Here is a 25,140-nt window from a genome sequence, read left to right as displayed (position 1 = left end):
ATGCAAGGTCATGAGGGAATGAACGCAGGTCTGCCGGGAGGGCATGGTCGAATCGTAGTTAGAAGAACAGTCGATCATCCGTTTCTCTGTCATGTTCACTGTGGTAAATTATGGAGTAGCACCCTCTGCCATGTCTGATTGCGTAAAAGCTGCATATAACATATTCACATGCGTACGAACAAAAAACGATTGGAGAGGAAGACTTCTTGGCCCATAGTTCGCCAAATTACCAATGGAAAAAGAGTCACATTATCGTATTGTTAGGGTTGGTATTGGTCATTTTATCCGGCTCGCGCATGTTGTGGATGGAGTCGTTTCGTGATCAGGAACATGCGCCAATTAAAAACGGGCAATTCGATTTGCGTGATTGGAATGCAGAAGCTGGCGGCATTCTCTTGCTTGATGGGGAATGGGAGTTCTATCCTTCGCAATGGCTGATGGATGGCAGCCGGCAGCAAGGAGTGGGCGGGAGAGAGCCAAAGCTTATTCAGGTTCCGGGAGGATGGAATGAAGCTTTGCATCCTGAAAAGCCAACTCCGTATGGATTTGGCTCCTATCGCTTGCGTATTTATGTAAATCCGGAAAAGGACCTGAATTATAGTATTCGTGTACCCAGCGTGCGAACTTCGTCAGAATTATATGTAAATGGCCGATTGCTTGCCAAATCCGGGCGGGTGGCGAAAACGAAGGATGAATATACAGCGAAGAACCTTCCTTATTCGACAACCTTTACGGCAGACAAAAACGGTGTCATCGAGCTGGTGATTCAGGCGGCAAATTATGAGGATAGTCGAAGCAGCGGCATTATTCGATCCATTAAATTTGGTTCCGAAGAAGCCATTGCAAAGGAAATGAAATTCTCCGTTTCTATGCAGCTTCTGGGAGCGATTATCTTTCTTATGCATTCTGTCTATGCGCTTATTTTGTTTTTGCTAGGCAATCGGGAAAAGAAGCTGCTTTATTTTTCTTTGCTGACACTATGTGTAACACTTCCAAGCGTATTAAGCAGTGATGAGAAGTTGTTCCACCAATTGTTTTACATCGGCTTTGATTGGGATTTTCGGCTGTCTAATGCGGCTATCGTTATTGGATTCTACGCTTTGCTGGAGTGTACGGATCATCGTGAGCCCCCTTATTGGAGGAGGATATATCCAGTTTATACGGCAATGAATGCAGGCACTGCCGGCATTACGTTGTTTTTGGCTCCCAATCAGGTGATTATGCTTTTCCCGGTTTATTTTTTATTGGGGAGTATGGCAGCCGTGACCACAATGATTGCCATCTTTAAAAAAGTCATCAAGGATATCAAGAGCCATCTTTTACTGCTTTTTTCGATTCTCGCGCTGATTCACCATTTTCTTTGGACGTTAATCTGGCGGGAAAGCGGTTTGAGTGTTGTCCACTATCCGTTTGATCTGATTATTTCGATGGGGTGTTTGGCCTCTGTATGGTTTAAGGATTATTTTCACATGCATGCCAACACAAAGGAGCTTGCTGCAACACTGCAAAGAATGAATGACCATAAGGATCAATTTTTGGCAAACACGTCCCATGAATTTAAAAATCCGCTTCATGGCATTCTGAACATGTCAGAGTCCGTTTTAAAAAGGGAACGGCATCTGTTGCAGGAGAGGAGTATCAAAGAGCTGGAAACGGTTTTATCCGTAGGTCGTCGGCTGACATTGATATTAAATGACCTGATTGATGTGATGAGTTTGCGGGAAGGCAATCCGCGTCTGCAAAAAAAAGTCATACGGATCCAGCCAATCGTGACCGGGGTCCTTGATTTGCTGCGATTTAACGCAGAAGTGAAGCCTATCAAAATGGCAAATCAAATACCCGAAGATTTTCCTCCAGTCATTGCGGATGAGAATCGGGTGATTCAAATCGTTTTCAATTTGCTTCATAATGCCGTGAAATATACGAATGACGGGACAATTTCGATTCAAGCTTTTGTAAAGGATGGATCGGCTTATATTGGTATTGCTGATACCGGGATCGGAATGGATGAGGACATGCTGAAACGCCTATTCCGTCCGTATGAGCAAGCCAGCACGAGCGAGACCATGATTGAAGGGGGATTTGGGCTGGGCCTGAGTATAAGCAAGCAACTGGTTGAGCTTCATGGAGGTACGCTAGAGGTGTCCTCTGTTTTAGGAGAAGGTTCAACATTTACATTTTCGCTAAAGCTGGCAGATTTGAATGCGGAGGAAGAGAATGATGCTGCTCACTCATTCGAACAGGCAGCATTGCTATCTATGCCGATTCAGGATAGCGTCTCAATCGGTTTGAAAGAAGCGGAAATCGCAGCTGCGAAACAAACGACTTTCATCGAAATGAATCGTGAACGTCCGCATATCTTGCTTGTTGATGATGATCCTGTGAACCTTCAAGTGCTTGAAGCCATACTGCCGCCAGACGAATATGACGTAGCGATGGCAACAAGCGGCAAAGAAGCATTGGCCCTGCTGGATACAAAGGAATGGGATCTGGTCATCTCCGATATTATGATGCCGCAGATGTCTGGCTATGAGCTGACACGAATGATCCGTGAGCGGTTTACATTCACAGAGCTCCCTGTACTGCTCCTTACCGCAAGAAGCCAACCGCAGGATATTCAAAGCGGCTTTTTAGCGGGAGCAAACGATTATGTGACAAAGCCGGTGGAAGCAATCGAAATAAGATCGCGGATAGAGGCGCTAACGACAATTAAACAAGTCGTTCGGGAACAATTGCGTTTAGAAGCTGCATGGCTGCAAGCGCAGATTCAGCCTCATTTTTTGTTCAATGCATTAAACGCTGTAACCGCTTTAAGTGACATTGATTTGGATAAGATGCGCAGTTTGCTTACTGAGTTCAGCAATTTTTTGCGGAATAAATTTCAGTTCCAAAATATGGACGGGCTTGTTCCCATCGAAGAAGAGCTGAGTCTCGTGCGCTCTTATCTCTATATTGAAAAGGTTCGGTTTGAAGAAAGGCTACAGGTTGTCTGGGAGATTGATGACTGCGAAGAATTAAAAATCCCGTTTCTTTCGATCCAACCCTTGGTTGAAAATGCGATAAGGCATGGCATCATGAAGCGCGCTCGCGGGGGAAAGATTTTTATTCGGGTTTCTGTCTATGAAACGCATGCGGAGATATCGGTTGAAGACGACGGAATCGGAATCGACGACGTTCAATTGCGGCGAATATTAGACAGAAATGCAGATAGCAGCTCAGGGGTTGGATTGACAAATACTGATCAGCGATTAAAACGGCACTTCGGAACGGGGCTTCAGATCACAAGTACGGTAGGTACAGGGACTAAGGTAACCTTTCATGTACGCAACAGGGTGAATAACAGGAATTTGGGGTAATGGAACAAAAGTGTCGGAATACATTCACCCTGTTCGCCTGCCAAGAAGTCTGCGATGATAAATCCATCAAAGGTTCGATGTCACCAGGCTTCGACCTTTGACCTTCAGGCTATTGCGATCCCTCAAAAGGGGAGGAGAAGAAGTCGGCGAGAGAATGAATAAACACCAAGCTCCGCTATACCGAAGAGGCGGAACTTGGTGTTTGTACTGTTTATAGAGCAAGAGACGACAGATAGGGGAAAGCTTGTCGAATGAACATTAGTCATCCCCGGGCTTATTATTTTTCTTCTTCGTGGCAACCCATTTCCATATGCCGATCCCAATCAAGATGACCAGTGCAATATGAATCGCTCCGATATGGGCAAAACTGCTCATTAGCGCCATAAAAAAAGTCAAAGCCGTTCGCTCCTTTTTAGCAGGGTGTTTGTTAACTTTGAGCAACAAAGGGTGAGGCTTGCAGATTATACAAGCTGGCATACTTTTGTTGTAAACGGATCAATTCGGTGTGGGTGCCAAATTCAACGATTCTCCCTTGATCCAGCACCATGATTTGATCAGCATACTGAGCGGATGAGTAACGGTGAGAGATAAAGATTCCCATTCGCTCCTTGGTCAACAGCTTAAACGAATCAAATACTTCTTTTTCGGCTAGAGGGTCCAGCGATGCACTTGGCTCGTCGAGAATATAGAGGTCTGCATTTCGGAGGAAAGCTCGAGCAATGGCAATGCGCTGCCACTGTCCACCTGACAACTGAAGACCTTCCGTGAACCATTTTCCCAACTGAGTATCCAATCCATGTTCAAGTCTTTCTGCCAAGCTGCGCATGCCTGATTTTTCAAGTGCTTGATAAAGCTTGTCATTATGGCCAAGAAGAGAGAGATCACCGAACCCGACATTATTGCGAATGGACATCTCATACTGCATAAAATCTTGAAAGACAACCCCGATTTTTGTTCGAATGTGATCTAAATCAAACGAGTTCAAGTCTATTCCGTTAATTAGTATCTGTCCTTCATAATCTTTGTATAACAAGGTAAGCAGTTTGACTAATGTGGTTTTGCCGGAGCCATTCTCCCCTACAATCGCTAACGACTCTCCTTTTTTGATCTTGAAAGAGAGGTTTTGAAGAACGGGTCGTTCTGTTTCCGGATACGTAAATGAAACGTTGACGAACTCGATGCTTTCCAAAACAAACGGCTCGCTCTGGCCGGGAGCAGCAATAGCCGCTTTTTGTTGCTTGACAGGATCAGACGAATCTCTATCCAAAAAAAGAAACAGCTGTTCCACAAACATGTTATGCTGAGACAGTCCAATCAGGGAATGCATCAAAGACTGCGACGTGGTTTGGGTTAACGTAATCCCCTGAATATAACTAACCAAATTTCCTAGCAGGATTTCTTTCAGAAAAGCTGCTTGGATGGCAATAAAGCTCATAAAACCAATCATCAGAATCGTCAAACTTTCAAAAACCAGCGATGTCTTCAAACGTGATGTGGAGATCTTTTTGTCTTCATGAAAAAATTGTGTGATCATATCGCGAAAATGTGCGATGAGATAGGAGCCGAGTTTGTAAATTTGCACTTCCTTGAAAGCGCGATCGTGGGTTAATAAATGACTGATGTACCAGCCTCTTCTCTCCCGTTCAGCCCTGCTCCAACGAATATAGAACTCTTGTTGACTTAACCGCAAATAGGAATAGAAGGAGATAAGCGGAAACAGCATCAGAATAAAAACAACCCACCATTTCCAAAAGACCAGGAACAGCGCAGTAGATACCAAGGAAATAACACCGGATACAATACTAAGTACCAGCTCAAAAATCTGATAGGGACGGTAGCTGGTCTCTTGTTGCGCACGTTTGAGCTGATCCTGCACCTCGGCATTTTCAAAATCAGCCAGCCCCAGCGTATTTGCTTTGTCCAACACCATTTCACGGAGGCGATTTGAAAGCAGGGACTGAAACAATCCTTCGACATAATTCTGAATGAGTGTAACGATCTGTTTTACTAAAATGAAAGAGATGAAGAAAAGGAAACTGAATACGACAGTATCCCCTTCCTCGTTGATTCCCTTGGAAACGGCGTTAACAAGCTCCTGGGTAGCATACAGCATACCAACAGGGAATAGCCCTTGGAGAATATTCAGAGTGACAATGGTGATAAAATATCCTTTTTGTACAGTCCAGAAGAGTCGAAAAATTTTCGGCCAGTTTCGGAAAGACTGAATGACAGTCTTTAGGCTAAATACTTCCTCTGTTGTTGCGTACATGTGATATCCCCTAACTCAGCTATTTAAGCAAAAAAATGCAGTCCCATTCGGGTTCGTCCAAACTCAGGCAGCTTAGCAAGACAAGCGCTACTCCTGCTGCCCCGACCAACAATCCTGGAAGATCTCGGACTTGTCCATGCTCGATGTCCTGAAATCCGTAAGCGTTGTTTTCGTTGAAGCTGATCAAAATCTGGTTGACCAGTGTCTCGCGGGAAGCTTCAAAAACATCAGACCCCGTGTCCATCATCATTCGTTGGAGCATCCAAAGAATCCCTGCATAGCCGTGACAAAACGTAGGGGACTCGAAACGGAACGATTCTACTGATCGCTGGACAAGTGAGAGATATACCTCTTGCGCCAAAGACTGGATGTTGGTGTCCCCCAATGCTTCGCCAGCCAGCCACAACACTCGTGCGATGCCCGGTTCTCCGTAGCACCAGGACGCATTGTGAGCAAAATAGTTCTGCATCTGTCCACATATTTCTTCCTCAAAGCTGATTCTCTCCGGCCAAATGGGCCCGTGCTCGTCTTCCGCCTTCCACTTGCCATAATAGGAACATAGCTTGCGAATGGCCTCTCGTTGTCCCGCTACCTCTACTCCTTCCAGCAAAGCGAGAGAGAGCAAGGCAAACGGACCGGCAATGCCGTGAGAAATTCCGAGGTTAAAGTTTCCATTTGGGTATCGTTTTTGTTCATGTTCCAAAAACTGATTCTCGCTTTTGATATGCCAGCCGGGAATCATCCTACCATTGAATTGGATATCTTTAGTCAATTGTACAATATATGACAATGTTTTGTTAAGGTTTTGTTTACATGCATGGCGCTCTTTAAAGGAAAGAAGATATCGACCGATACCAGCTAATCCTTCGATCACATCGTAATCGGACATGTGTAGATTGTTCCCGATTCGTTCCCGAGCTTGGTCGATGAACTCATCAATTGCAGGCTGCATGAGAATATGCAGTTTTTCGATGAAGTTTTGATATCTGCCTCGATCACGGGCAAGAATGGAGGCGACCACGGGCGCTCCGGATAAACCGCTCCACAGGGAAAGCGAATCAAACATATTCGAGTTAATCACGGTTTGAACATGTATCAAATAGTTGTGTGCGACAACATCCCACTGCTCATCGGGATACAGTCGATCCAATTCCGCATAAAAGAGGACGATGCCCAATGCACCGGAGGCAAGCGAGTCTGTGCCGGGAAGAGGTTCGCCCAGGACCTCATGGGGAGATTGAAGCTTACGGGCTACCTGCTTTACCACGGACTCTATCTTTTTGATCAGCGTCTCGTTTTTAATCGGTTGCCAGCTCTTTGTATTAGAAAGCATGCGCAGTCTCCTTTGTGCGACTTTCCTCTTGCAATAGGAAATATCGCAAGTTGTGCAGGGTATGGCGGGCCAAGGTCATCACTTTCTTTTCGCGTTCACGATCTACTCCAAGCAGCCTGTTTACATGCAGATGGATGATGCTGCCCATGATCTGATCCTGCGAGTTATACAGTGCCGATTGTGTTTGTAGTGAATGCATGGCCGTAGAAAAACGTTTGACCGCTTCTGATCTCACCTGTAAAAAATGATGGAGAATAGAACCACCCTCCAACAGCTTCAGTTCTTGCCAATCATTCGTATAGCGCCCCGCCTTCAGGTAAAACTCTCTGTCTGTACGGAATTCATCAAGGTATGCTTTATACGGGATCATCCCGTTCAGGAAGCTTAGCTTTTCGTCGATCGAATGCAGGAATTGATGCAAAAGGTCGATAATGCTGATTACGGCAACCTTCTCCAATGGCATATTCAACTGCTTAGTACGCTGCAGTTGTAGCCAATGGGCCACAACCATACTGTCAACTGCAAAGATTTCCTCTGCCAGCGAAATCAATTGCGGTCCGCCATATCGTTCAATTTCAGGGTCATAGGTATCGATCGTTGTTTTGGAGAGGTAGCCTTGTTTTTGCATTTCAGCCGTCCATTGATACATTTCCGAGAAAATGGAATGCAGACCTTCGGTGGATGGCGCTTGAAAACGCAGACGGATATGTGGTTTCGGATCGGTGTACCTCATGAAGAATACCTTTTGACAAGCCCCTTGCGTCCGCATCGCTTCACATAAAGACTGAAGCGGAAAGGCGATGAACTCATCCATTCTGGTTTCATCACAGTATAGCTTGTAGAATAACCAATCACTTCCTGGCATTTTCAATCGTTCTTGGTCGGAAATAATCGCGCGATTCGATTGCACTCCGTTTTTCACAGAAACCGATTCGGTTGCAATCGCCTCGACCGGAGTATTTTTTACAAGCGGGAAGACACACTCCATATGAAAGGCACCGTCATTCCCTTCAACTACACAGTCCGTCAGCTCAGCGCCTAGTTCTGTGAGAACGAGTGTCTCACCGGAATTCAGCTTTTTAAGCTCCCGAATCAACTCAGCGAGATGTCTTTCATCTCTCAGATCGAGCAGCATCTTGTTGTCATGGTCGGTGATATACACGTAATTTGGAACCTGGTACTGGCATATCCAGTTTTGCACGGCTTCCATCCAACGTTCTTGTCCATCCTTCTTGGAAACAGCTAACAGCCCATGATCGACATTCCACGTAGCTGGTGCCAGTATAATCTTTCCGTAACGCAGACGAGGCAGGACAGGAGCATGACGAAAGCTGCCCCAGCTGAAAGGCATCCAATTTCGCTGCTTTGCCATCCCTAATTCGCACAGAAAACGATATACGTTAGGAACAGAGCCTACGTAGTTAAGCATATGGCCTGTAACAGGAATGACTTCCTTATTCATCGAGCGTGATTTTAAATAGAAGGAATGCGATGTAGCCCCTACAACCAAATCGGACAAGGGAATGCTCATGGAGTGGTGCTCGTTGAAGGGAGCGCCGATCAAAATCTCGTGTTCCCGCTTGCTCTTCGAAAGAACCACATTGGTGATCCTTCCGTGCCGCGGAAAGTAAACAACTTCAGCAAATACGCTGTCTGGGTAAGCCTTCTGGTGTTCTTGATTGATTTGCTCAAGATGTTCTTCGAACGACTCTCCCAGCATGTCAGCGAATCGACCAAATGATTTCCCGGCCAACACTGATCCCGTATTTCCTCCGATATGAAGGGTGTAATCGCCGTTATCCATGGCTTGTGCCGAAGCGGCAAACAGGGACACATACAATTCCATTGAAATCGGGACATGTTCCCATTTGGTTGGTACCGGCTCCAGCTTCTCGATCAGTTCGTCTGTCAGCTCTATTTCTCTGCTTCCTGTCAAAAGCGAGTGGGACAGCAACTGTAAAAGAACCTTCTCATTTATTTTGTCGTGGCTAGACGGGGTATAGTTTCTTTTGCTCATTGGATTTTCGTAGGTCGCAGGAGCACCTAACCCCCGGGTTTCATCCAGCAATTCGAGTAAGGGAACCTCTCTTTCAAATCCGTATCGTTCAATAAAGGAGTTCCGATACTCCGCCAAATGAGGCCATCCAACGTGATTGGGCGATAGTCTCCACAGCAGTTCTGCCGCTTTGCTCAGGTCCTTGGCAATCGATTTCGGCAGCGTCACCTGCTCAGTTGACAACGCTAAATCCACTTGTAACTGCGATGATGATGACTCTATCGACTTCATTTTGGAGAGCGTGGAGAGGAAATGCGTTTCTCCCTGACCAATCTCCAGCTTGTCATAGGCGATGATGTCCTGCTTGATCGCCAGCAGCTGCTGGTACAATTCATCAATACCTTCCACACGATCCAATACAGCAAGCAGTTGATCAAACGGCGATGAATGAGTGAGACGCGGGCGAAGGCTTGTAAGCAGAAACTCATTTTTGACCAATTGAAACAAAAAGGATTCGATTTTGCTGTCTTCCGTATCCGGGTATGATTGTTTAATGATCGGCAATAATTCCATAAACGGAATCGGCTCTGCTGCCTTGTGTAAAACAAGCGCGACCAAATCATTCATCGCAATCGAGACATTTTCCATTTGGTAGCCATTGTGCTTTTGACCGTACCGCGTAATATACGGCAGTGACACCCGATTGCCCACTACCTCATACATCGTGTTTGTCTGGACGTGGAGCTGCTTGACCACATCCAGATTCTCTTCCAGAGATTGAACGATTTTCAGGAGCCATTCCATGTCAGGGCGGCTCCGTTTTTTATGCTGCTCCATTTTGTTTACGATGAGATTGGTGTTTGTATCGAAACGCCCACAGGCTACTCCGGAAAAAAGCCCAAATGGCGTCGCTCGCGTACTCATTCGGATTACATATCGCAAACAGCTCCGCACAACCTGCTCAAGCTGCTCGCGGTCGACCTGCTCCAGTTTGTTCAGCGATTCGAGCAACGAAGGACTGGCAACGGCGATGCACTCTCGAATGATGGCTTGCTTTCTCGGATCGAGCTTGTCCAGTTTCCAATCGGATTGACATAACTCCAGAAATATTTGTATAGGCAACAATGGCGTTCGAAGCATGAAGAAATCCATCGTGCGAAAAAAGGATCGGGATTCTTTCTTAGCGTGTTTTTTCTCTTTTAACGGACGTTCCAATCTAGATCCCTCCTTTTGTAAATGGGGAAAGGATAGTAAACGTTGGTGAAAGAAACGTTTTGCACCACGCATTTACTATCCATATGGCGGGGTCTAACTGACCCAGTAAGATATGTGCTCCACATTGGCTATTTAAGCGTCGTTATGCTTTATCCTCGTCCGAGAATGGGCAACCTGGTGTGCACATAGACGTGCATACGCAAGTGCAAGTACTTTTGCAAGTTATTTTGGTGACCCAACAGAGGGTGGTTCTGATGGTGTTTGGTTCGGCACCGTTAGCGCCTACTGAGTTTACTTGTACATCCAAATCAAACATGTCTTTTTTCATAATCGGTTCCCCCAATTTTTGGTAATTGTAATCAATAAAAGAGCAACCAATGCGGAGCACAACGAATACCGGAATAATAGGATAATTATCCCAAATATTCCAAACACATTAAAACATGTAAAATAGATAAAATTCAACACGTCTTTTTCTACATAATTCTACATTTTTGTTATTTTTCTAAAAATACGAAACGGAAGAAGTGTGTTTTTGTTTTCTCGTAAAATATTTCCGGTTGAGGAAATTTTGAGGCGGCAAATATATGGGGGCACATGGGTCAGCGTACGAGGCAATAGCTTTCGATAGGATCATAGCGAGGTTTTTTTATATTACGCTCTATCTGGAGACTGACTGGGTTGACAGATCGACAGCAGCGTTGGATATGAGGATAAATTATGGATGAACTACATGAATTACTATTTGTATAAACCTGTTTAAAATTCATCATTAGTCAAAAAATGTCGAACGATAAATGGGTATATTACCCATATAGGGTGATTTTAGGATATAATTCGTCATGCTTTACCAATAGATTTCCTCTGTCATCATGAAGCTGATCAGCATGTGAAAAGGGGGGCTTCGAGCTTTGACCTCGACCTTCAGGCTATTGCGATCCTTCCTTCTATGTTAAATTTGGAGAATTAGGGTCGCAGCTTTCCTGAAGGATGTTTATCAGGAGAGGAGGCATCCAGGCAGGGATATGACTTGTCTGGAGTCTTTACATCGTCCCTGATTGTTTTTGGCCTGTAATCAAAAAATATTTTATCAATAACATATTATTTGTTTTATATTTACTCCCAGCACATTGATTTCCCAAATGTTTTCCCACCAAATATAATTGTCTTCACCAAAAAAACATATTACAATACAAGTAATTCAGCAGCGAACCTTTAAGGAAAAGATGATCGATTTGTCTAACTATTGGGAATGCTGAATAAAAATTGCGGACTCATTCGGTGGTACGGTTTCTTTCCATAAGTACAAACTATATGTACAAAACGGATACCCGTCTCCTATTGCGGATTGCATGGAGGGTGTCCAGCAGCTTTCCTGAGATACCAGCCAGAAGTAGCAGAAAGGAAGAGAACCGGAGTGGCAAACAAAGAATTGAAAAGGGGCCTGCAAGCGCGTCACATCCAGATGATCGCTTTGGGCGGGACAATCGGCGTCGGTTTGTTTATGGGGTCGGCAAGCACGATCAAATGGACAGGTCCGTCCGTTATGCTTGCGTATGCGATCGTCGGGATTTTTATCTTTTTCATCATGCGCGCGATGGGGGAAATGCTGTACCTGGAGCCAAGCACGGGTTCGTTTGCGACCTTTGGCCACAAGTACATCCATCCCTTGGCCGGATATTTGACGGCTTGGAGCAACTGGTTCCAGTGGGTCGTCGTCGGGATGTCGGAGATTATCGCGGTCGGGACTTATATGAAGTACTGGTTTCCGGATTTGCCCGCCTGGATACCGGGGTTGATCGCGATGGCGATCCTCGGCGCGGCGAACTTGTTTTCGGTGAAATCATTTGGTGAATTCGAGTTTTGGTTTGCGATGATCAAAATCGTCACCATCGTCTTAATGATCGTGGCCGGGCTTGGCCTGATTTTCTTCGGAATCGGCAACGGAGGAAACGCCATCGGATTATCGAATCTGTGGGAGCACGGGGGCTTCTTTACCGGCGGTTGGACAGGCTTTTTCTTTGCTCTCTCCCTGGTGATCGGGGCTTATCAGGGGGTCGAGCTCATCGGGATTACAGCGGGCGAAGCCAAAGACCCGCGCAAAACGTTAACGAGCGCGATTCAAAGTATTATTTGGCGCATTTTGATCTTCTATATTGGCGCGATTTTCGTTATTGTAACCGTTTACCCGTGGGATCAGCTGCATGCCATCGGCAGCCCGTTCGTGGCAACCTTTGCGAAGGTGGGTATTACCGCTGCGGCGGGACTCATTAACTTTGTTGTCATCACGGCTGCCATGTCCGGCTGCAACAGCGGCATTTACAGTGCGGGACGCATGCTGTACACACTGGGGGTCAACGGACAGGCGCCAAAAATATTTACGAAGCTGTCTGGCAACGGCGTGCCCTTGCTCGGAACGATCGGCGTACTCGTGGGCTTGTTCGCAGGCGTTGTCTTGAGCTACATTGCGCCGGAAAATCTGTTTGTGTATGTGTACAGCGCAAGCGTGCTTCCCGGCATGGTTCCGTGGTTTGTCATCCTGATCAGTCAAATCCGATTCAGAAAAGCAAAAGCAGCGGAAATGGCCACTCATCCATTCAAAATGCCGTTTGCTCCGGTGACGAACTACATTACGATCGCTTTCTTGATCATGGTACTGGTTGGCATGTTGATTAACGATGATACACGCATCTCCCTTGTGGCGGGCATTATTTTCCTGGGCATTGTCGTGATCAGTTATTACGCTTTTGGCGTTGGCAAGGCCGTTCCATTGGGTACCGACACGGATGATGAACACACAAACAGGTAGAGCAGCGGGCAAAAAAGCAATATCATAAATAGCGATAAAAAATCGGGACATGGACAAGCGATGTCCCGATTTTCTTTTTTACATCGGAGGCAGCAGAGGGGCTTCTGGCGAAAAAGTATGCAACAACAGCAAACCGGCCTTTTTACATACGCAGCAAAATGTTTCTTTTCCGGTCCACATAGCAGAGGCAGCTCTCAAAATCTTTTTCTATCTCAATGAAAGCGAGAAGGCCGCACAAAAATAAAGGGAGGAAGCGTTGCCAGCCAACGTGGTACATAACAATGCGGGTAGATCGATTGCTCTCCATGGTCCTGATCATCTCCAAAAAAGGGACGGTTACAGGCAAAGAGCTTGCGGAGCATTTTGAGGTATCGTTGCGAACCATTTACAGAGATATAGAAAAAATAGCCGAAGCGGGCATTCCGATCGCCGCCATTGGGGGAAAGGGCGGAGGCTATTACCTGATGGATAACTATAACGTAAACAATCTGTTTTTAAACAAAAAGGAAGCCCATGCGCTCATGGCGGTAATGAATCATCTGCGCTTTCTGTTTGGGAAAAACGAGTCCTTTAACGATATTGTGCTGAAGTTCGAGAATACGCATAAACAGGAAGCAGGCAAAACGGACCAGCTGCGCATACAGATGTCCCATTTCGGCAGGGAAAATGAACTGCAGCAATACTTGTTTCTGCTGAACAAAGCGATCGAAGAAAACAAGCTGGTCGTATTTGATTACAGCAACAGAAAAATGGAGTATTCCGAAAGAACGGCAGAACCGGTTCAAATCGAATTTTCCAACGGTCATTGGTACCTCATCGCCTTTTGCCGAACGAGAAATGACTACAGAAGGTTCAAGCTGGTACGGGTCAAAAATTTAAGGATGGGCAGCAGCTTTGAAAAAAGGAATGCTTCCAGGGAAGAAATCAGGAAGATTATCGAGGACAGCTATCACAGGCGAAGCATAAAGGTTGCATTAAAGTTTTCCTATCGCATGGGCGAGCAGCTAACCGAGTATTTTCAAAGAGAGAACATCAGACAAACCGAAGACAGCCACTTTATCGTCGAGGATTATTTTCCGTATGAGGACGGATTGCTCAAATATATTTTAGGCTTTGGCAAGGAATGCGAGGTTGTAGCGCCTGCTTATTTGCGGGAGGCTTTAAAAAAATATGTGAAAGAACTATTGGCTCCATACAATGACTGACAGACAGATGTCAGTCATTGTGCTTTATAGTAGGGGAAACAGAATGCCGAAAGGTCGATAAAGGAGAATACATGCAATGGATAAGCAAAAATGGGCGGCCTCCAGCAGCAGCGGTGGGACGTGTGCGGTTCGGAATGCATGAGCGGCTATACGGAAGTCCGCCATACCTGCCAAGGCCGCAAGCTGTTCTGCAAATACTCGCAAAAAGGTACGCCGACCGTACTATTCATAGCGGGATTGGGCGACAGCTGCGAGTCATGGAATGTGGTGCAGGACCGAATCGCCCGGTTCACGTCAACCTTATCATACGATCGGGCGGGGATCGGGAGAAGCGAAGCTCCCGCACTCGTTCCGCGAACATGCCATGATCTGGCGCAGGAGCTTTCCGAGCTGTTGCCGAGGATTCCGGTGGAACCGCCTTTTATTGTGGTGGGGCACTCTTTTGGCGGATTGGTTGCCAGGTTGTTTGCGAGCTGTTATCCGGCCTGGGTATCGGGCATCGTTCTGGTTGATGCGGCTGCCGAATATAAAGAGCTCGCCTATGAAAAGGTTCTGCCTGAGAAGCTGATCGCGGGGAACAGGGCCTATCTCGAGAATCCTCTTTTGAATCAGGAAAGGATCGACAAATTGCGCAGCTATAAGGAAATCGCCGATCATTCCTGGCATGGCGATACCCCTCTATCCATCATTACAAGAGGGCTGCCGGATCAGGGTGACGAGGAATGGCCTCATCGCGAAATCCTGCAAATCGAGCAAAGGCTGCAAGCCGATTTTCAGCGGCTGTCAACCTCAACGCGGCACCGGATTGCCGAACGCAGCGGACATGATATTCATCAGGACGAACCGGACATTGTGGTAGAGGAGATTATGATTATGCTGGAGGGATGGGGAAAGTGAACGGTACGAGGACGACATTTATGGCGGACCTGCAAAGAATCGAGGAGGAGCGTTACCAGCTTCGCGAAGGTGAGCAGCTGCAGGACTTCGTCGCATTGATGCTGCAATACATCGGCGATCCTCAGCCTGAATTGCGGGATGAGCTGATTTATCCGACATTTTATGCATGGATAAAGGAAGAGGACAGGTTTACCGAAGAGGAGCTGCGCAGCCTTCTGTATATTCTGACCGATGAGCAGCATTTGTTCTATCATATTGGCAGCGAGGGGGACCACTCTGTTTTTACAAGGACGTTCTCGGTTCTGCCCATCGCTTTGATTGTGCAGCGTCATCGGAAGCAGCCTTTTCTGGATCACGCTGATTTCTGCTGCATGAAGCAATCGCTGCTCCGCTATTATCGGGAGGAGAAGGATCTGCGCGGGTATTTGCCCGAAGAAGGCTGGGCTCACAGCGCGGCCCACGGCGCCGATGCTTTGGACGAGCTGGTGCAGTGCCCGGAGAGCGATGCAGCGGTGCAGCGCGAGGTACTTGCCGCTATTTCGGGGATGCTGCACAACGGGCACCATATTTTTAGCGAGGAGGAGGATGAGCGCATCGCCACCATCGTGGACACCATGATCGACAAAGAACTGCTTCCGCGGCAAGAGATCGCAGACTGGATAAGCGGTTTGGCGCAATGCGGCGGCTGGCCGAGAAGCCGTGGTCAGGTGATCGCCCGTGTGAACAGCAAGAACTTTCTGCGAAGCCTGTATTTCAGAAGAGAGCGGGACCGCTCGGGAAATGCAGTTATGGCTGCCATGCTTGCCGCCGAGGCTGCATTGAACAAGTTTGCGGCAAGCAGGGATTGAATCGCTGTTTTCAAGGATTTCGTTAAAGCGAAAAAAGTGGTCAAATAGGCCGCTTTTTTTTATGTTTTTGATCGACCTCCCCGTTACACAGAAATGCACCTAGTGATAGTCAACAGTGATGAGAGAGGAGGTTGTAAAGAGGGATAAAGGGTGTGTTGACAGTAGCGTGTCTAATGTGTATTCTGTGTATGTAATAAATACACAGTTCTTCGGAGGCTACATGAACATTATCATTTCCAACGCGTCCGATCTGCCTATTTATCTACAGATCAAAGACCAGATAAAGGATGCCATTTTACGCGGCGAGCTGAAGGAAGGAGAGATGCTTCCATCGATACGCGCATTGGCAAACGATTTGCGTGTGAGTGTTTTGACTACGCGAAGAGTATACGACGAGCTTGAAGCGGAAGGCTTTATCACAACCAGAGCGGGAAAAGGGTCGTTTGTGGCCAAGGAAAACCTGGAGCTTTTGCTGGAATCGAAGCGGCATATGGTGGAAGTCAAGCTCGCCGAGGCCTGGAAAACGGCGCGCGCGCTCGGAATCAGCAAAAGCGAATTGTACGCCATGATGGATTTGCTTTTTGAGGAGGGGGAGGAATGAAGCCTGTTTTAGAGGTAAAGGGTTTGAACAAGGATTGGGGTGCTTTCGCCTTGAAGGATGTCAGCTTTTCCTTGCTCGAAGGCTGCATTACCGGATTCATCGGCGTCAACGGTGCCGGGAAAACGACGACAATGAAATCGATTCTCGGATTGATTGTCAAGGACGCCGGAGAGATTTCGTTTTACGGCAAAAACGTCCAGCTCATGGAGCGGGAATTCAAAAACAGGATCGGCATCGTGCTGGATGAAGGGTATTTTTATGAAGATCTTACGCTGCTGGAAATGAAAAAGATTATCGCGCCGGCCTATTCCAATTGGGACGAGGCTGCATTCAAAAATCATATGGAGCGTTTTGGACTGCGACAGGGTCAGCAGATCGGCACCTTGTCCAAAGGGATGCGGATGAAGTACGCCATCGCATTGGCGCTCTCCCACCATCCGGACTTGCTGATCATGGATGAACCGACGAGCGGACTGGACCCGCAGGTTCGATTGGAATTAATGGATATCCTGCTTCATTTCGTCAAGCAGGACGGGAAGAGCGTTTTCTTCTCAACCCACATTACCTCCGACCTGGACAAAGTAGCAGACGCCCTGATTTTCATCGACAATGGCAGAATCATCCTAAACGAGGAGAAGGACGCGCTGCTGGACAGACACGGCCTGGTGAAAGGGGATAGAAGAGAATTGAACGAACGGACGAGGGAGTTGTTTTTGACTCTCCAGGAAACCGGGTATGGCTTTTCCGGCTTGACTGACAACAAAACGGCCGTCCGTGGGCAGATGGGAAACGTGCTCATTGAACGGCCAACCATTGAAGACGTGATGCTGAGCTATATTAGGAGGTGATCAGATGGTGTTTCACCTGGTAAAAAAGGATTTCCTGCTCGCGAAAAAGTACTGGATTGTGATGCTGGTCGCCGCATTTGTGTTGCCGATTTTTATCCATACGCGAGTCGATTTTATAACCGGAGGCTTTCTCGGCTTTTTCATCAGCACGCTCTTTATTCAGTATTTGCTGTTCAATACGGTGTCGATGATTGAATACAAATGCAAAGGCGCAGCGCTGCTTTGCGCGACTCCCTATACGAGACGGGCGATGGTAAGGGCCAAATACGTATTTATCCTGGCCATTTTTGCGGGCTGCTATATGTTGTATTCCCTTTCAGCGCTGGCAATTCCAGCTCTGGCAGAAAGTTTGAGCGCTTCTGAGGTTGGATTGGCTGTCCTGATCCTGGCTGTATTTTTCGGGACGATGATACCGGTTCAGTATCGCTACGGTTATGAAAAGTCGAAGCATATCTTTATGTTTATTCTGTTTCTGTTTCCATTTGTCTTTCCCGTGATGCTGAAATCGATGATGCAAGCAAATCGGTTCGAGCTTCACGACGTGATTCCTTTGCCGCAAACGGTCCAAGGCTTGTTTTTTGGCGTGCTGGCTCTTCTCATCTTGGGGATTTCGATGGAGTTATCTGTTAGGATATATGCGAAGCAGAGTTTGTGAGGTTAGACGTTCCTGATGGAGATGATTGTAGGCGGGCAATGAACGTACTCTCCAACACATAAATTTGAGATTGATCTCTTCTGCTATTGTTGGAAGCAAAGGAAGGAGCCATGCTGTTGTTTATCAGGAAATGGGTACCGATAATCGTGTGTTTGCTGCTGGCTGCTTGTGCGAATTCTCCTGTAAGCATGGATGAAATAAAAAAACTAAGCTTTCAAGTATTTTTGCCAGAGATTCTGCCAGATGGTTTTACTGAACAAAAAAGAGTACTGGATCTAACCGAAGAGTCTCTCTTCATCTCGTACATGAATCATGACAAGTATATGGAGCTATTACAAGTAAAGAAACCAAAATACGACTACCATCCGATGATCGAGTGGTACGCAAATAAAGACAACAGGAAAAAATCCGATGATCGGTTTGAGATAGTCGGCAACTATGTGGTCGGTATTGATGATTCGTCAAACAAACAAGGCGTGTTGGAAGCAGTGTTCCTGCCTAAGCAAGACCTGGACAATCAGGCGAGCTACAATGAGCTTCGCTATTACCATCTACAGACAAACAGCAACGAAGAAGCTGACTGGAAAACATTCATAGAAAACCTTTCCCCAGTAAATTGATGCAACGATATAAGCCTTTTTGAGCATTAGGGTACGCAACAACTAGTCTGTTAGGATTATTTGGAGGAAAGACCAAGGTTGACAGAATTAACATAACATTGTAAACTCAAGAACAGAATTGAATATGAACCTCACTTGATTCAGTGAGGTAGAGGTTGCGATATTTAACAGTCCTTGGCGGAGTTCGAGAAAACGCTGAAGCCAGGGAGAAGGAAATGTCGCCGAAGCTTGCAATATTTCTCGGTATTGCATTGCTGGGATTGCAGTTAAGAGCTGCAGGACTGTCTCAATAAATGACCCGATTTATTGAGTTGTGCTATCTCATTTGGGAAAAGAGAGGTATTTGGGCAACTATGTATGTAGTGCGACCTGAGTCTATCTCAGGTCGCTTTTTGCATTTTTAAACAGAAAAAAGCCAAAGGGGAAAATGAACCATGAAAAAACAGTCGTCATTCATAGCTATGTTTCTATCAGCCGTGCTGCTGCTCGCAGGATGCGGGACAAGCGGCGGCACTTCGCAATCTGCCGCAACCGACGAGGGAACCTTCCGGGTAGGGATGGAGGCCGGATATGCCCCGTTTAACTGGACGCAGATGGACGACTCCAACGGCGCGGTGAAAATCGATGGCAATGCCGAATACGCAGGCGGATACGATGTGGAAATCGCGAAAAAAATCGCGGATGGCCTGGGCAAAAAACTGGTAATCGTGAAAACGGAATGGGATGGCCTTGTGCCCGCATTAACCTCGGGCAAAATCGACGCGATCATTGCCGGGATGTCTCCAACCGCGGAGCGCAAGCAAACGATCGATTTCTCGGACATCTACTATAAATCCAATTTGGTCATGGTCGTGAAAAAAGGCGGAAAATACGAAAACGCCACGTCGATCCAGGATTTCAAAGGGGCAAAAGTGACCGCTCAATTGAATACATTCCACTATTCCGTGATCGATCAAATCCAGGGCGTCGTTCAGGAGCCTGCGATGGACAACTTCCCGGCCATGCGCGTGGCGCTGGAATCCGGAATGATCGACGGCTACGTATCCGAGCGTCCGGAAGCCGTCAGTGCCTCCTCAGCCAACCCGAACTTCGCGATGGTCGAGTTTAAGGACGGATTTACGACCTCGGAAGACGATACGGCCATTGCGGTAGGCGTCAAAAAAGACAGCGAATTGACGAAAAAAATCAATGAAATTTTATCCGGCATCCCGGAGGAAGAACGCACCGGCATCATGGATACCGCCATTAAAAATCAACCAGCAGCACAATAATCGCTTGTGAAACCGGCTGCATCTTTTGGCAGTCGGTTTTATGCTCGTTCAGGGAAGTGCAGCCACCTTACATGAATGGAGGAGAAAGATGAGCTTCGAATGGATTGTAAAAATCATTTCCGAAAACTGGCCCATGTTCCTGCGTGGAGCGGGAATGACCTTGCTCATTGCTTTGCTCGGAACGATCCTGGGTGCCGTGATTGGACTGTTGATCGGGCTGATCCGCACGATCCCCGTTCCGGAGCGGGGAGCCAAAAGAGCCATTCTAAAAGTGGTGAATGCCATCCTTTCTACGTATATCGAATTTTTCCGGGGAACGCCGATGATTGTGCAGGCAATGGTCATCTACTACGGTTCTGCCTTGGCATTCGGGGTTGATATGGACCGAATTCTGGCCGCCGTCTTTGTCGTGTCGATTAATACGGGGGCGTACATGGCGGAGATTGTTCGCGGCGGCATTATTTCGATTGACAAGGGACAATTTGAAGCGGCCCATGCGATTGGGATGAATCATGTGCAAACGATGCTGAATGTCGTGCTGCCGCAAGTGATCCGCAATATCCTGCCGGCAACGGGGAATCAATTTGTCATTAATATCAAGGATACTTCCGTGCTGAATGTCATTTCCGTAACCGAATTGTATTTCACGACGAAATCGATTGCGGGAAATAACTTCAGGTATTTCGAGTCCTTTTTTGTCGCGTGCGTGATGTATTTCATCATGACCTTGATCGTCACGAAAATTTTGCGTTACTTCGAAAGAAAGCTGGAGGGACCGGACAATTACGCCGTGATGGCGAATCCTGTGCAGACAGACAGCGGGAAATAAGCGAAGAAGGAGGCGAGCGTATGGAAACGATCATAGAAATCAAACATGTCAGCAAATCCTTTGGAACGCATGACGTATTAAAGGACATCGATTTTTCCGTCAAAAAAGGGGAGGTCGTCACGATCATCGGTTCCTCCGGTTCGGGTAAATCAACGCTCCTTCGATGCATTAATCTGTTGGAAAAACCGAGCGGCGGGGAAATTATCTATAAAGGCGAAAATATTTTGGACGAGAAGCACGACATTTTCGCATACCGTCAAAAGCTCGGGATGGTATTCCAGCAGTTTAACCTGTTTCATAATCACAATGTGCTAAGCAATTGCGTCGTCGGACAAGTAAAGGTGTTAAAGCGTTCCCGGGAAGAAGCGGAAAAAGTGGCGATGAAGTACTTGAAAATTGTCGGCATGGACAAGTATATCAACGCCAAGCCGAATCAATTGTCCGGCGGGCAAAAACAGCGCGTGGCCATTGCGAGGGCCCTTTCCATGGAACCGGATGTGATGCTGTTCGATGAACCGACATCGGCCCTTGACCCGGAAATGGTGGGCGAGGTTCTGAAAGTGATGAAGGAGCTCGCCGAGTCCGGTCTGACGATGTTGATCGTCACGCATGAAATGGAGTTCGCGAGGGAAGTCTCTGATCGCGTGGTCTTTATGGACAAAGGAGTGATCGCGGAGGAAGGAAGTCCCGAGCAAATTTTCAATCATCCGGCGCAAGAGCGGACGAGGGAATTTTTGAAGCGGACGTTGCGAAGCTCCTGAATGGTTGATCGATATCCTGCCCACGTTGCTTCCTTAAATTGAGCGCAGAGTGAAGGCCGTTTATACACAAAAAGCCAGGCTCCCGACGAGAAGGGAACCTGGCTTTTTGTACTTTGTCATCACATATGTTCAGCGCGTTTTAGGCATACGCTTATCCTGCCCGTCCCCGAGACACATGGAAGACGCAAGACCGAGCAAGCAAAAAAGCAAGCGAATTTAAAGCGACTCGGCTATCTTCTTGAGCTCTTCAATGGAGGTGTTCGCTTTCAGGTTATACACCACGCCGTCCTTCTCCCATACCAATATCGGGAGCTGTTTTAATTCAGGATGCATGAAGCTCATCAAGGAAGCCGTTCCGGCGAAGGCGGTTCCTTGGACAAGTTGAACAGGCTTCATCTCTGCAGTATCCTCTTTCGAGAGAGCTCCCTTTTCGTATACCAGAGTGAAGTAACTTCCATTTACTCCGGCTGCCCCGTCGTAAATGTCGATGGTAGTACTGCCTTTGTAGATGTTGGCGCTAATTTTGAGAGACTCTTTCTTCACGTTGGATGGCAGATAGGCCGGTATTTTGACAGGAGCGCCAAACAGTTCCGAAGCTTTGGCGGTATCAAGGTCATGGACCAGCACTTGCTCATCGTCCGAGTCCTCGATGACGTTTACTTTGTTGCCTTTTTCCACAGACTCGGCGATTTTGACCAATTCCTCCTGTGAGAGCTTGCTGGTTAAGCGATAGAGGATCCCTTTTTCCTCTTCCCAGATCAACACATTTACATCGCCGTGCGCTTCCTTTTGCGTCCCTTGGTAGGCTGCTCCCTTCTTGGTTGCAATCTTGGTCAAGCCTTTGCTCTCTGCGGCGATATCGCCCCTCCACATTTCCAGATAGAACGGCAATCCTGTTTGGCTGAAAAAAGAACCCGCGACGTGTTTGGTTTTTTCCGAGAAATTCAGCGTAACGGATGTCCTGTCTCCGGGAATGTAGCTGGGGAAGTGCAGATCGAATCCGGCTTGCTTGGAAATGACGGTAACCTTGTCTTCAGCTTTGGAAGAGGCAGGTTGTTTGGACAACTGCGTTTGGTTTACGGCTGGTGCTGGAGATTGCGGGGGCGCGGCTTTTGCATCACTCGCCGCACTTGCCGGGGAAAACGACGCGAGCAGCATCGCTCCAAGAGCATAGGCAGAAATTTGCTTTTTGATGTTTGTTTTCTTTTTCATTTCAGAATTCCTCCTGTATTTTGCATGATTTGGCATACACCCCTCATTACTGAATCCGGCTCGCAAATCTTACAGGTAAAATTTTTTATTGGCTCATCGGATGATTTTGTGCAAAACAGGTGTAAGTTTTTGTTTGGTTTTTCAGTATTGGATGGGTAGGGATTGTTGGAAAGGAGGAACAGCGATGGATGAAGACCGGGATTGGGTCCTTCAGGTGTTGCACGGCAACAAACAAGCGTACGCTCATCTCATCACGAAATATAAAGACCGAATATATAACGTGTTATACCGCATGGTTCACTCAAGAGAAGAAGCAAAAGACCTGACGCAGGAATGCTTCATAAAAGCGTTTCAAAAGCTGGCCAGCTATGATCTGAACCGCAAGTTTTACCCGTGGCTCTGTCGAATCGCGATCAACCATTGCATTGATACGCAGAAGAATCAAAGGCTTCAGACCGTGGATTTCCATGAAATCGACCAGCTCTCGCTGTCGAATGAACAAACGCCGGAAAGCGCCTATATTCAAAAGGAGTTTGCTTCGGAAATGCGGAAATTGCTTGATGCGTTGCCAGAGAGCTATCGGCTTGTCTTGCTTCTGCGCTATAACAATGACCTGTCTTACCAGGAAATCAGCGACATCCTCGGCATCCCCGTCAGTACGATCCAGGTAAAGCTACATCGCGCCAAACAAAAATTGCGAGCGAACACCTTGCGATGCTCGCCAAAGGGGTGGTCTGTATGAAATGTCAGGAGTGCCAGGCGCTATTGCCCACCTGTATAGACGGGGAAACAAGCGCGGCCGACGAGCTTCGGGTGCAGGCTCATTTGCGGCATTGCAGCAAATGCCAGGCTGTTTATACGCGACTGAATGACGAGGTTGAACTGATCCGGGACGGATGGATGATGGAGATGCTGCCCGATGACTTTGCAATCGAGGTGATGAAGCAAATCGAAGATAAAGGAATAGAAGTGGAAAGAACGGGCGAGGGGCTGAACAAAAGTCAAAGACCGGGAAGAAAGAAAGGACTGCTGATCCCGTCGGCTGTCGCGGCGGTTGTTCTGGCTGTTGCGATCGGTACCCAGGTGTCCCCAGCGTTCGCTTCTTTTCTGTCTTCCTTTTTCCAAACGATCACAGGCGAGCTAGGCTTGAGACAAGCGGCAAAACAGGGTTTCTCGACTGAACTGAACCAGACGGTGTCAGACAACGGAATAACGCTGCGGGTAAAGGAAATGATAGCCGATCCTACCCGTATCGTGCTGTCATATGTTCTGGAGGATTCGCAAGGACAGCTACTGCCAGACCAGTATTTTCCTGTCCACGGATCAAACAAAGCATATGTTGCGGACGCAGAAGGCAAGGTGATTCGGCGCAGCCCGCTGTTCCGGAGAACGGAAAAATATGCGGACTTGGTGTTTCCTCTGGAAAATCCACCCGAACAGGTCACAGTCCATCTGGAGATCAAAGGCATTGGTTCGAAAGAGCTGCAAGAGGCAAATCTGAGTATGGCCATTCCGGTTGATTTGCGCAAAGGGATTGCTGCAGCCAAAACGTTGAAGGTTGATCAGCAATATACAAGCTCAAATGGATTGATCGTCAGGTTGGGACAAATCACGTATGCACCAAGTGCGACCACGCTGGAAGTGCAAACAGATTGGACTTTGGACGCGAGGGAGAAAATCCGGCAGCAAGTCGAAGAGCTGAAGGCAAAGGGCGTAAGGGAAGAGGTGGCCAATCGGCTGCTCTCGTCCAATCATGCGGAATTTACGATTCAGAATAAAGAAGGCAAAATTCTCGTTGATTCTCGCGAGAAGAATTTTCAAACGGAGGCAGGCTTGATTTATTCACTTCCGAGTCAAAATGAACAGCAACCGGGCAGCAATCAGATGACCTATTACTTCGCGCCGTTTGAGGAACCGGCAGAAGACTTGTTTTTCCATTTGGAGGACGTCGTCATTACCGAAAAGGCGGACTTCTCACTGACAGTTCCTCTTCATGGTCAAGGCAAATGGGGGAGGGAATACGAAGGGAATTACTATGAGGTACAAGAGATTCAGGAGAAAGCATCAACGGATTCCGGCTCCTCTACCTACATGCTTACGATTGATTCCAACGACAGTCCCCCGGTTTGGCTGGTCGCGGATAAAGAGGGGAGAATTTACGAAGCGGAGTACGATGTGTGGAAGACAAGAAACTATTCGGACGAGAAGGGAAACCATACGGTGACTACCCTGATCGTCAAAGATGTACCGAAAGAGGCAAGAGAATTAACGTTATCGCTTGCCGTTGTAGAACGGAAGCTTCCCGAGGCGGAATGGAAAATAAAGCTGCCGAGGTAAGCAGACCACAATACGTACGAGACAAATCCCCCATCGGCAATTCACTTTGGCCATGGCGGCTATAGGGCGAAAAAAAGG

The 25,140-nt window shown here is 47.2% G+C and carries 20 protein-coding genes and 1 riboswitch; of the genes, 14 read left to right on the top strand and 6 right to left on the bottom strand.

Annotation, left to right across the window (positions count from 1 at the left end):
- Positions 1-206 precede the first annotated feature (206 nt).
- Positions 207-3,356, top strand: a complete 3,150-nt coding sequence (locus Q3F21_RS08430; protein ID WP_340251274.1) for a hybrid sensor histidine kinase/response regulator — start codon at positions 207-209, stop codon at positions 3,354-3,356.
- A 258-nt stretch (positions 3,357-3,614) separates the two neighbouring features.
- Here Q3F21_RS08430 and Q3F21_RS08425 read toward each other — a convergent pair whose 3' ends face one another.
- From Q3F21_RS08425 to Q3F21_RS08405, 5 genes are all read right to left on the bottom strand, one after another.
- Entirely contained in the window at positions 3,615-3,752 is a 138-nt protein-coding gene (locus Q3F21_RS08425) for a hypothetical protein (RefSeq protein ID WP_340251272.1), read from the bottom strand.
- A gap of 31 nt (positions 3,753-3,783) precedes the next feature.
- Entirely contained in the window at positions 3,784-5,625 is a 1,842-nt protein-coding gene (locus Q3F21_RS08420) for an ABC transporter ATP-binding protein (RefSeq protein WP_340251270.1), read from the bottom strand.
- 19 nt (positions 5,626-5,644) lie between these two features.
- Positions 5,645-6,958 carry a lanthionine synthetase C family protein gene (locus Q3F21_RS08415; RefSeq protein WP_340251268.1) on the bottom strand — a complete coding sequence of 438 codons (1,314 nt, stop codon included), beginning with the start codon at positions 6,956-6,958 and terminating at the stop codon, positions 5,645-5,647.
- Entirely contained in the window at positions 6,948-10,169 is a 3,222-nt protein-coding gene (locus Q3F21_RS08410; RefSeq protein WP_340251266.1) for a thiopeptide-type bacteriocin biosynthesis protein, read from the bottom strand. Before Q3F21_RS08410 ends, Q3F21_RS08415 begins: the two co-directional genes overlap by 11 nt.
- A 142-nt stretch (positions 10,170-10,311) precedes the next feature.
- On the bottom strand, positions 10,312-10,485 hold the full coding sequence (locus Q3F21_RS08405) for an FDLD family class I lanthipeptide (RefSeq protein ID WP_340251313.1): 174 nt from the start codon (positions 10,483-10,485) through the stop codon (positions 10,312-10,314).
- Positions 10,486-11,586: 1,101 nt separating this feature from the next.
- Between Q3F21_RS08405 and Q3F21_RS08400 the strand changes: the two genes are divergently transcribed.
- The 11 genes from Q3F21_RS08400 to Q3F21_RS08350 all read left to right on the top strand — a co-directional run bounded on the left by Q3F21_RS08400 (position 11,587) and on the right by Q3F21_RS08350 (position 21,513).
- Entirely contained in the window at positions 11,587-12,978 is a 1,392-nt protein-coding gene (locus Q3F21_RS08400; RefSeq protein ID WP_340251264.1) for an amino acid permease, read from the top strand.
- Positions 12,979-13,259: 281 nt separating this feature from the next.
- Positions 13,260-14,183, top strand: a complete 924-nt coding sequence (locus Q3F21_RS08395; protein ID WP_340251262.1) for a helix-turn-helix transcriptional regulator — start codon at positions 13,260-13,262, stop codon at positions 14,181-14,183.
- A 138-nt stretch (positions 14,184-14,321) separates the two neighbouring features.
- Entirely contained in the window at positions 14,322-15,080 is a 759-nt protein-coding gene (locus Q3F21_RS08390) for an alpha/beta fold hydrolase (protein ID WP_340251311.1), read from the top strand.
- A complete protein-coding gene (locus Q3F21_RS08385; protein WP_340251260.1) occupies positions 15,077-15,928 on the top strand; it encodes a DUF2785 domain-containing protein in 852 nt (283 codons plus the stop codon). Before Q3F21_RS08390 ends, Q3F21_RS08385 begins: the two co-directional genes overlap by 4 nt.
- A 220-nt stretch (positions 15,929-16,148) precedes the next feature.
- The gene (locus Q3F21_RS08380; RefSeq protein ID WP_340251258.1) at positions 16,149-16,529 is read left to right on the top strand and encodes a GntR family transcriptional regulator; all 381 of its coding nucleotides are present in this window, start codon (positions 16,149-16,151) and stop codon (positions 16,527-16,529) included.
- Positions 16,526-17,377 carry an ABC transporter ATP-binding protein gene (locus Q3F21_RS08375; protein ID WP_340251256.1) on the top strand — a complete coding sequence of 284 codons (852 nt, stop codon included), beginning with the start codon at positions 16,526-16,528 and terminating at the stop codon, positions 17,375-17,377. Before Q3F21_RS08380 ends, Q3F21_RS08375 begins: the two co-directional genes overlap by 4 nt.
- A gap of 4 nt (positions 17,378-17,381) precedes the next feature.
- The gene (locus Q3F21_RS08370; protein ID WP_340251254.1) at positions 17,382-18,032 is read left to right on the top strand and encodes an ABC-2 transporter permease; all 651 of its coding nucleotides are present in this window, start codon (positions 17,382-17,384) and stop codon (positions 18,030-18,032) included.
- A gap of 110 nt (positions 18,033-18,142) precedes the next feature.
- A complete protein-coding gene (locus tag Q3F21_RS08365) occupies positions 18,143-18,652 on the top strand; it encodes a hypothetical protein (RefSeq protein WP_340251253.1) in 510 nt (169 codons plus the stop codon).
- A gap of 141 nt (positions 18,653-18,793) precedes the next feature.
- A riboswitch (Lysine riboswitch) is annotated at positions 18,794-18,979 on the top strand.
- Positions 18,980-19,086: 107 nt separating this feature from the next.
- Positions 19,087-19,923, top strand: a complete 837-nt coding sequence (locus tag Q3F21_RS08360; RefSeq protein WP_340251251.1) for a transporter substrate-binding domain-containing protein — start codon at positions 19,087-19,089, stop codon at positions 19,921-19,923.
- 88 nt (positions 19,924-20,011) lie between these two features.
- Positions 20,012-20,752 (top strand): ABC transporter permease subunit, encoded by a 741-nt coding sequence (locus tag Q3F21_RS08355; protein WP_340251249.1) that lies wholly within the window; start codon positions 20,012-20,014, stop codon positions 20,750-20,752.
- A gap of 20 nt (positions 20,753-20,772) precedes the next feature.
- Entirely contained in the window at positions 20,773-21,513 is a 741-nt protein-coding gene (locus tag Q3F21_RS08350) for an amino acid ABC transporter ATP-binding protein (protein WP_340251247.1), read from the top strand.
- 216 nt (positions 21,514-21,729) lie between these two features.
- Here the strand turns inward: Q3F21_RS08350 and Q3F21_RS08345 are convergent, their stop codons facing one another.
- Complete coding sequence (locus tag Q3F21_RS08345; RefSeq protein WP_340251245.1) at positions 21,730-22,725, bottom strand: DUF4367 domain-containing protein; 996 nt, start codon at positions 22,723-22,725, stop codon at positions 21,730-21,732.
- A gap of 184 nt (positions 22,726-22,909) precedes the next feature.
- On the opposite strand from Q3F21_RS08345, the gene Q3F21_RS08340 reads away from it, so the two are divergent.
- Both Q3F21_RS08340 and Q3F21_RS08335 read left to right on the top strand, forming a co-directional pair.
- On the top strand, positions 22,910-23,467 hold the full coding sequence (locus tag Q3F21_RS08340; RefSeq protein ID WP_340251243.1) for an RNA polymerase sigma factor: 558 nt from the start codon (positions 22,910-22,912) through the stop codon (positions 23,465-23,467).
- A complete protein-coding gene (locus tag Q3F21_RS08335; RefSeq protein ID WP_340251241.1) occupies positions 23,464-25,062 on the top strand; it encodes a DUF4179 domain-containing protein in 1,599 nt (532 codons plus the stop codon). The genes Q3F21_RS08340 and Q3F21_RS08335 overlap by 4 nt, the downstream gene beginning before the upstream one ends.
- Positions 25,063-25,140 lie beyond the last annotated feature (78 nt).

The organism is Brevibacillus borstelensis (assembly GCF_037834415.1).
GTDB classification, from domain to species: domain Bacteria; phylum Bacillota; class Bacilli; order Brevibacillales; family Brevibacillaceae; genus Brevibacillus; species Brevibacillus borstelensis_A.
The sequence above is the reverse complement of the archived record's forward strand: the minus strand, read 5'-3'. Positions and strand labels throughout refer to the sequence as shown.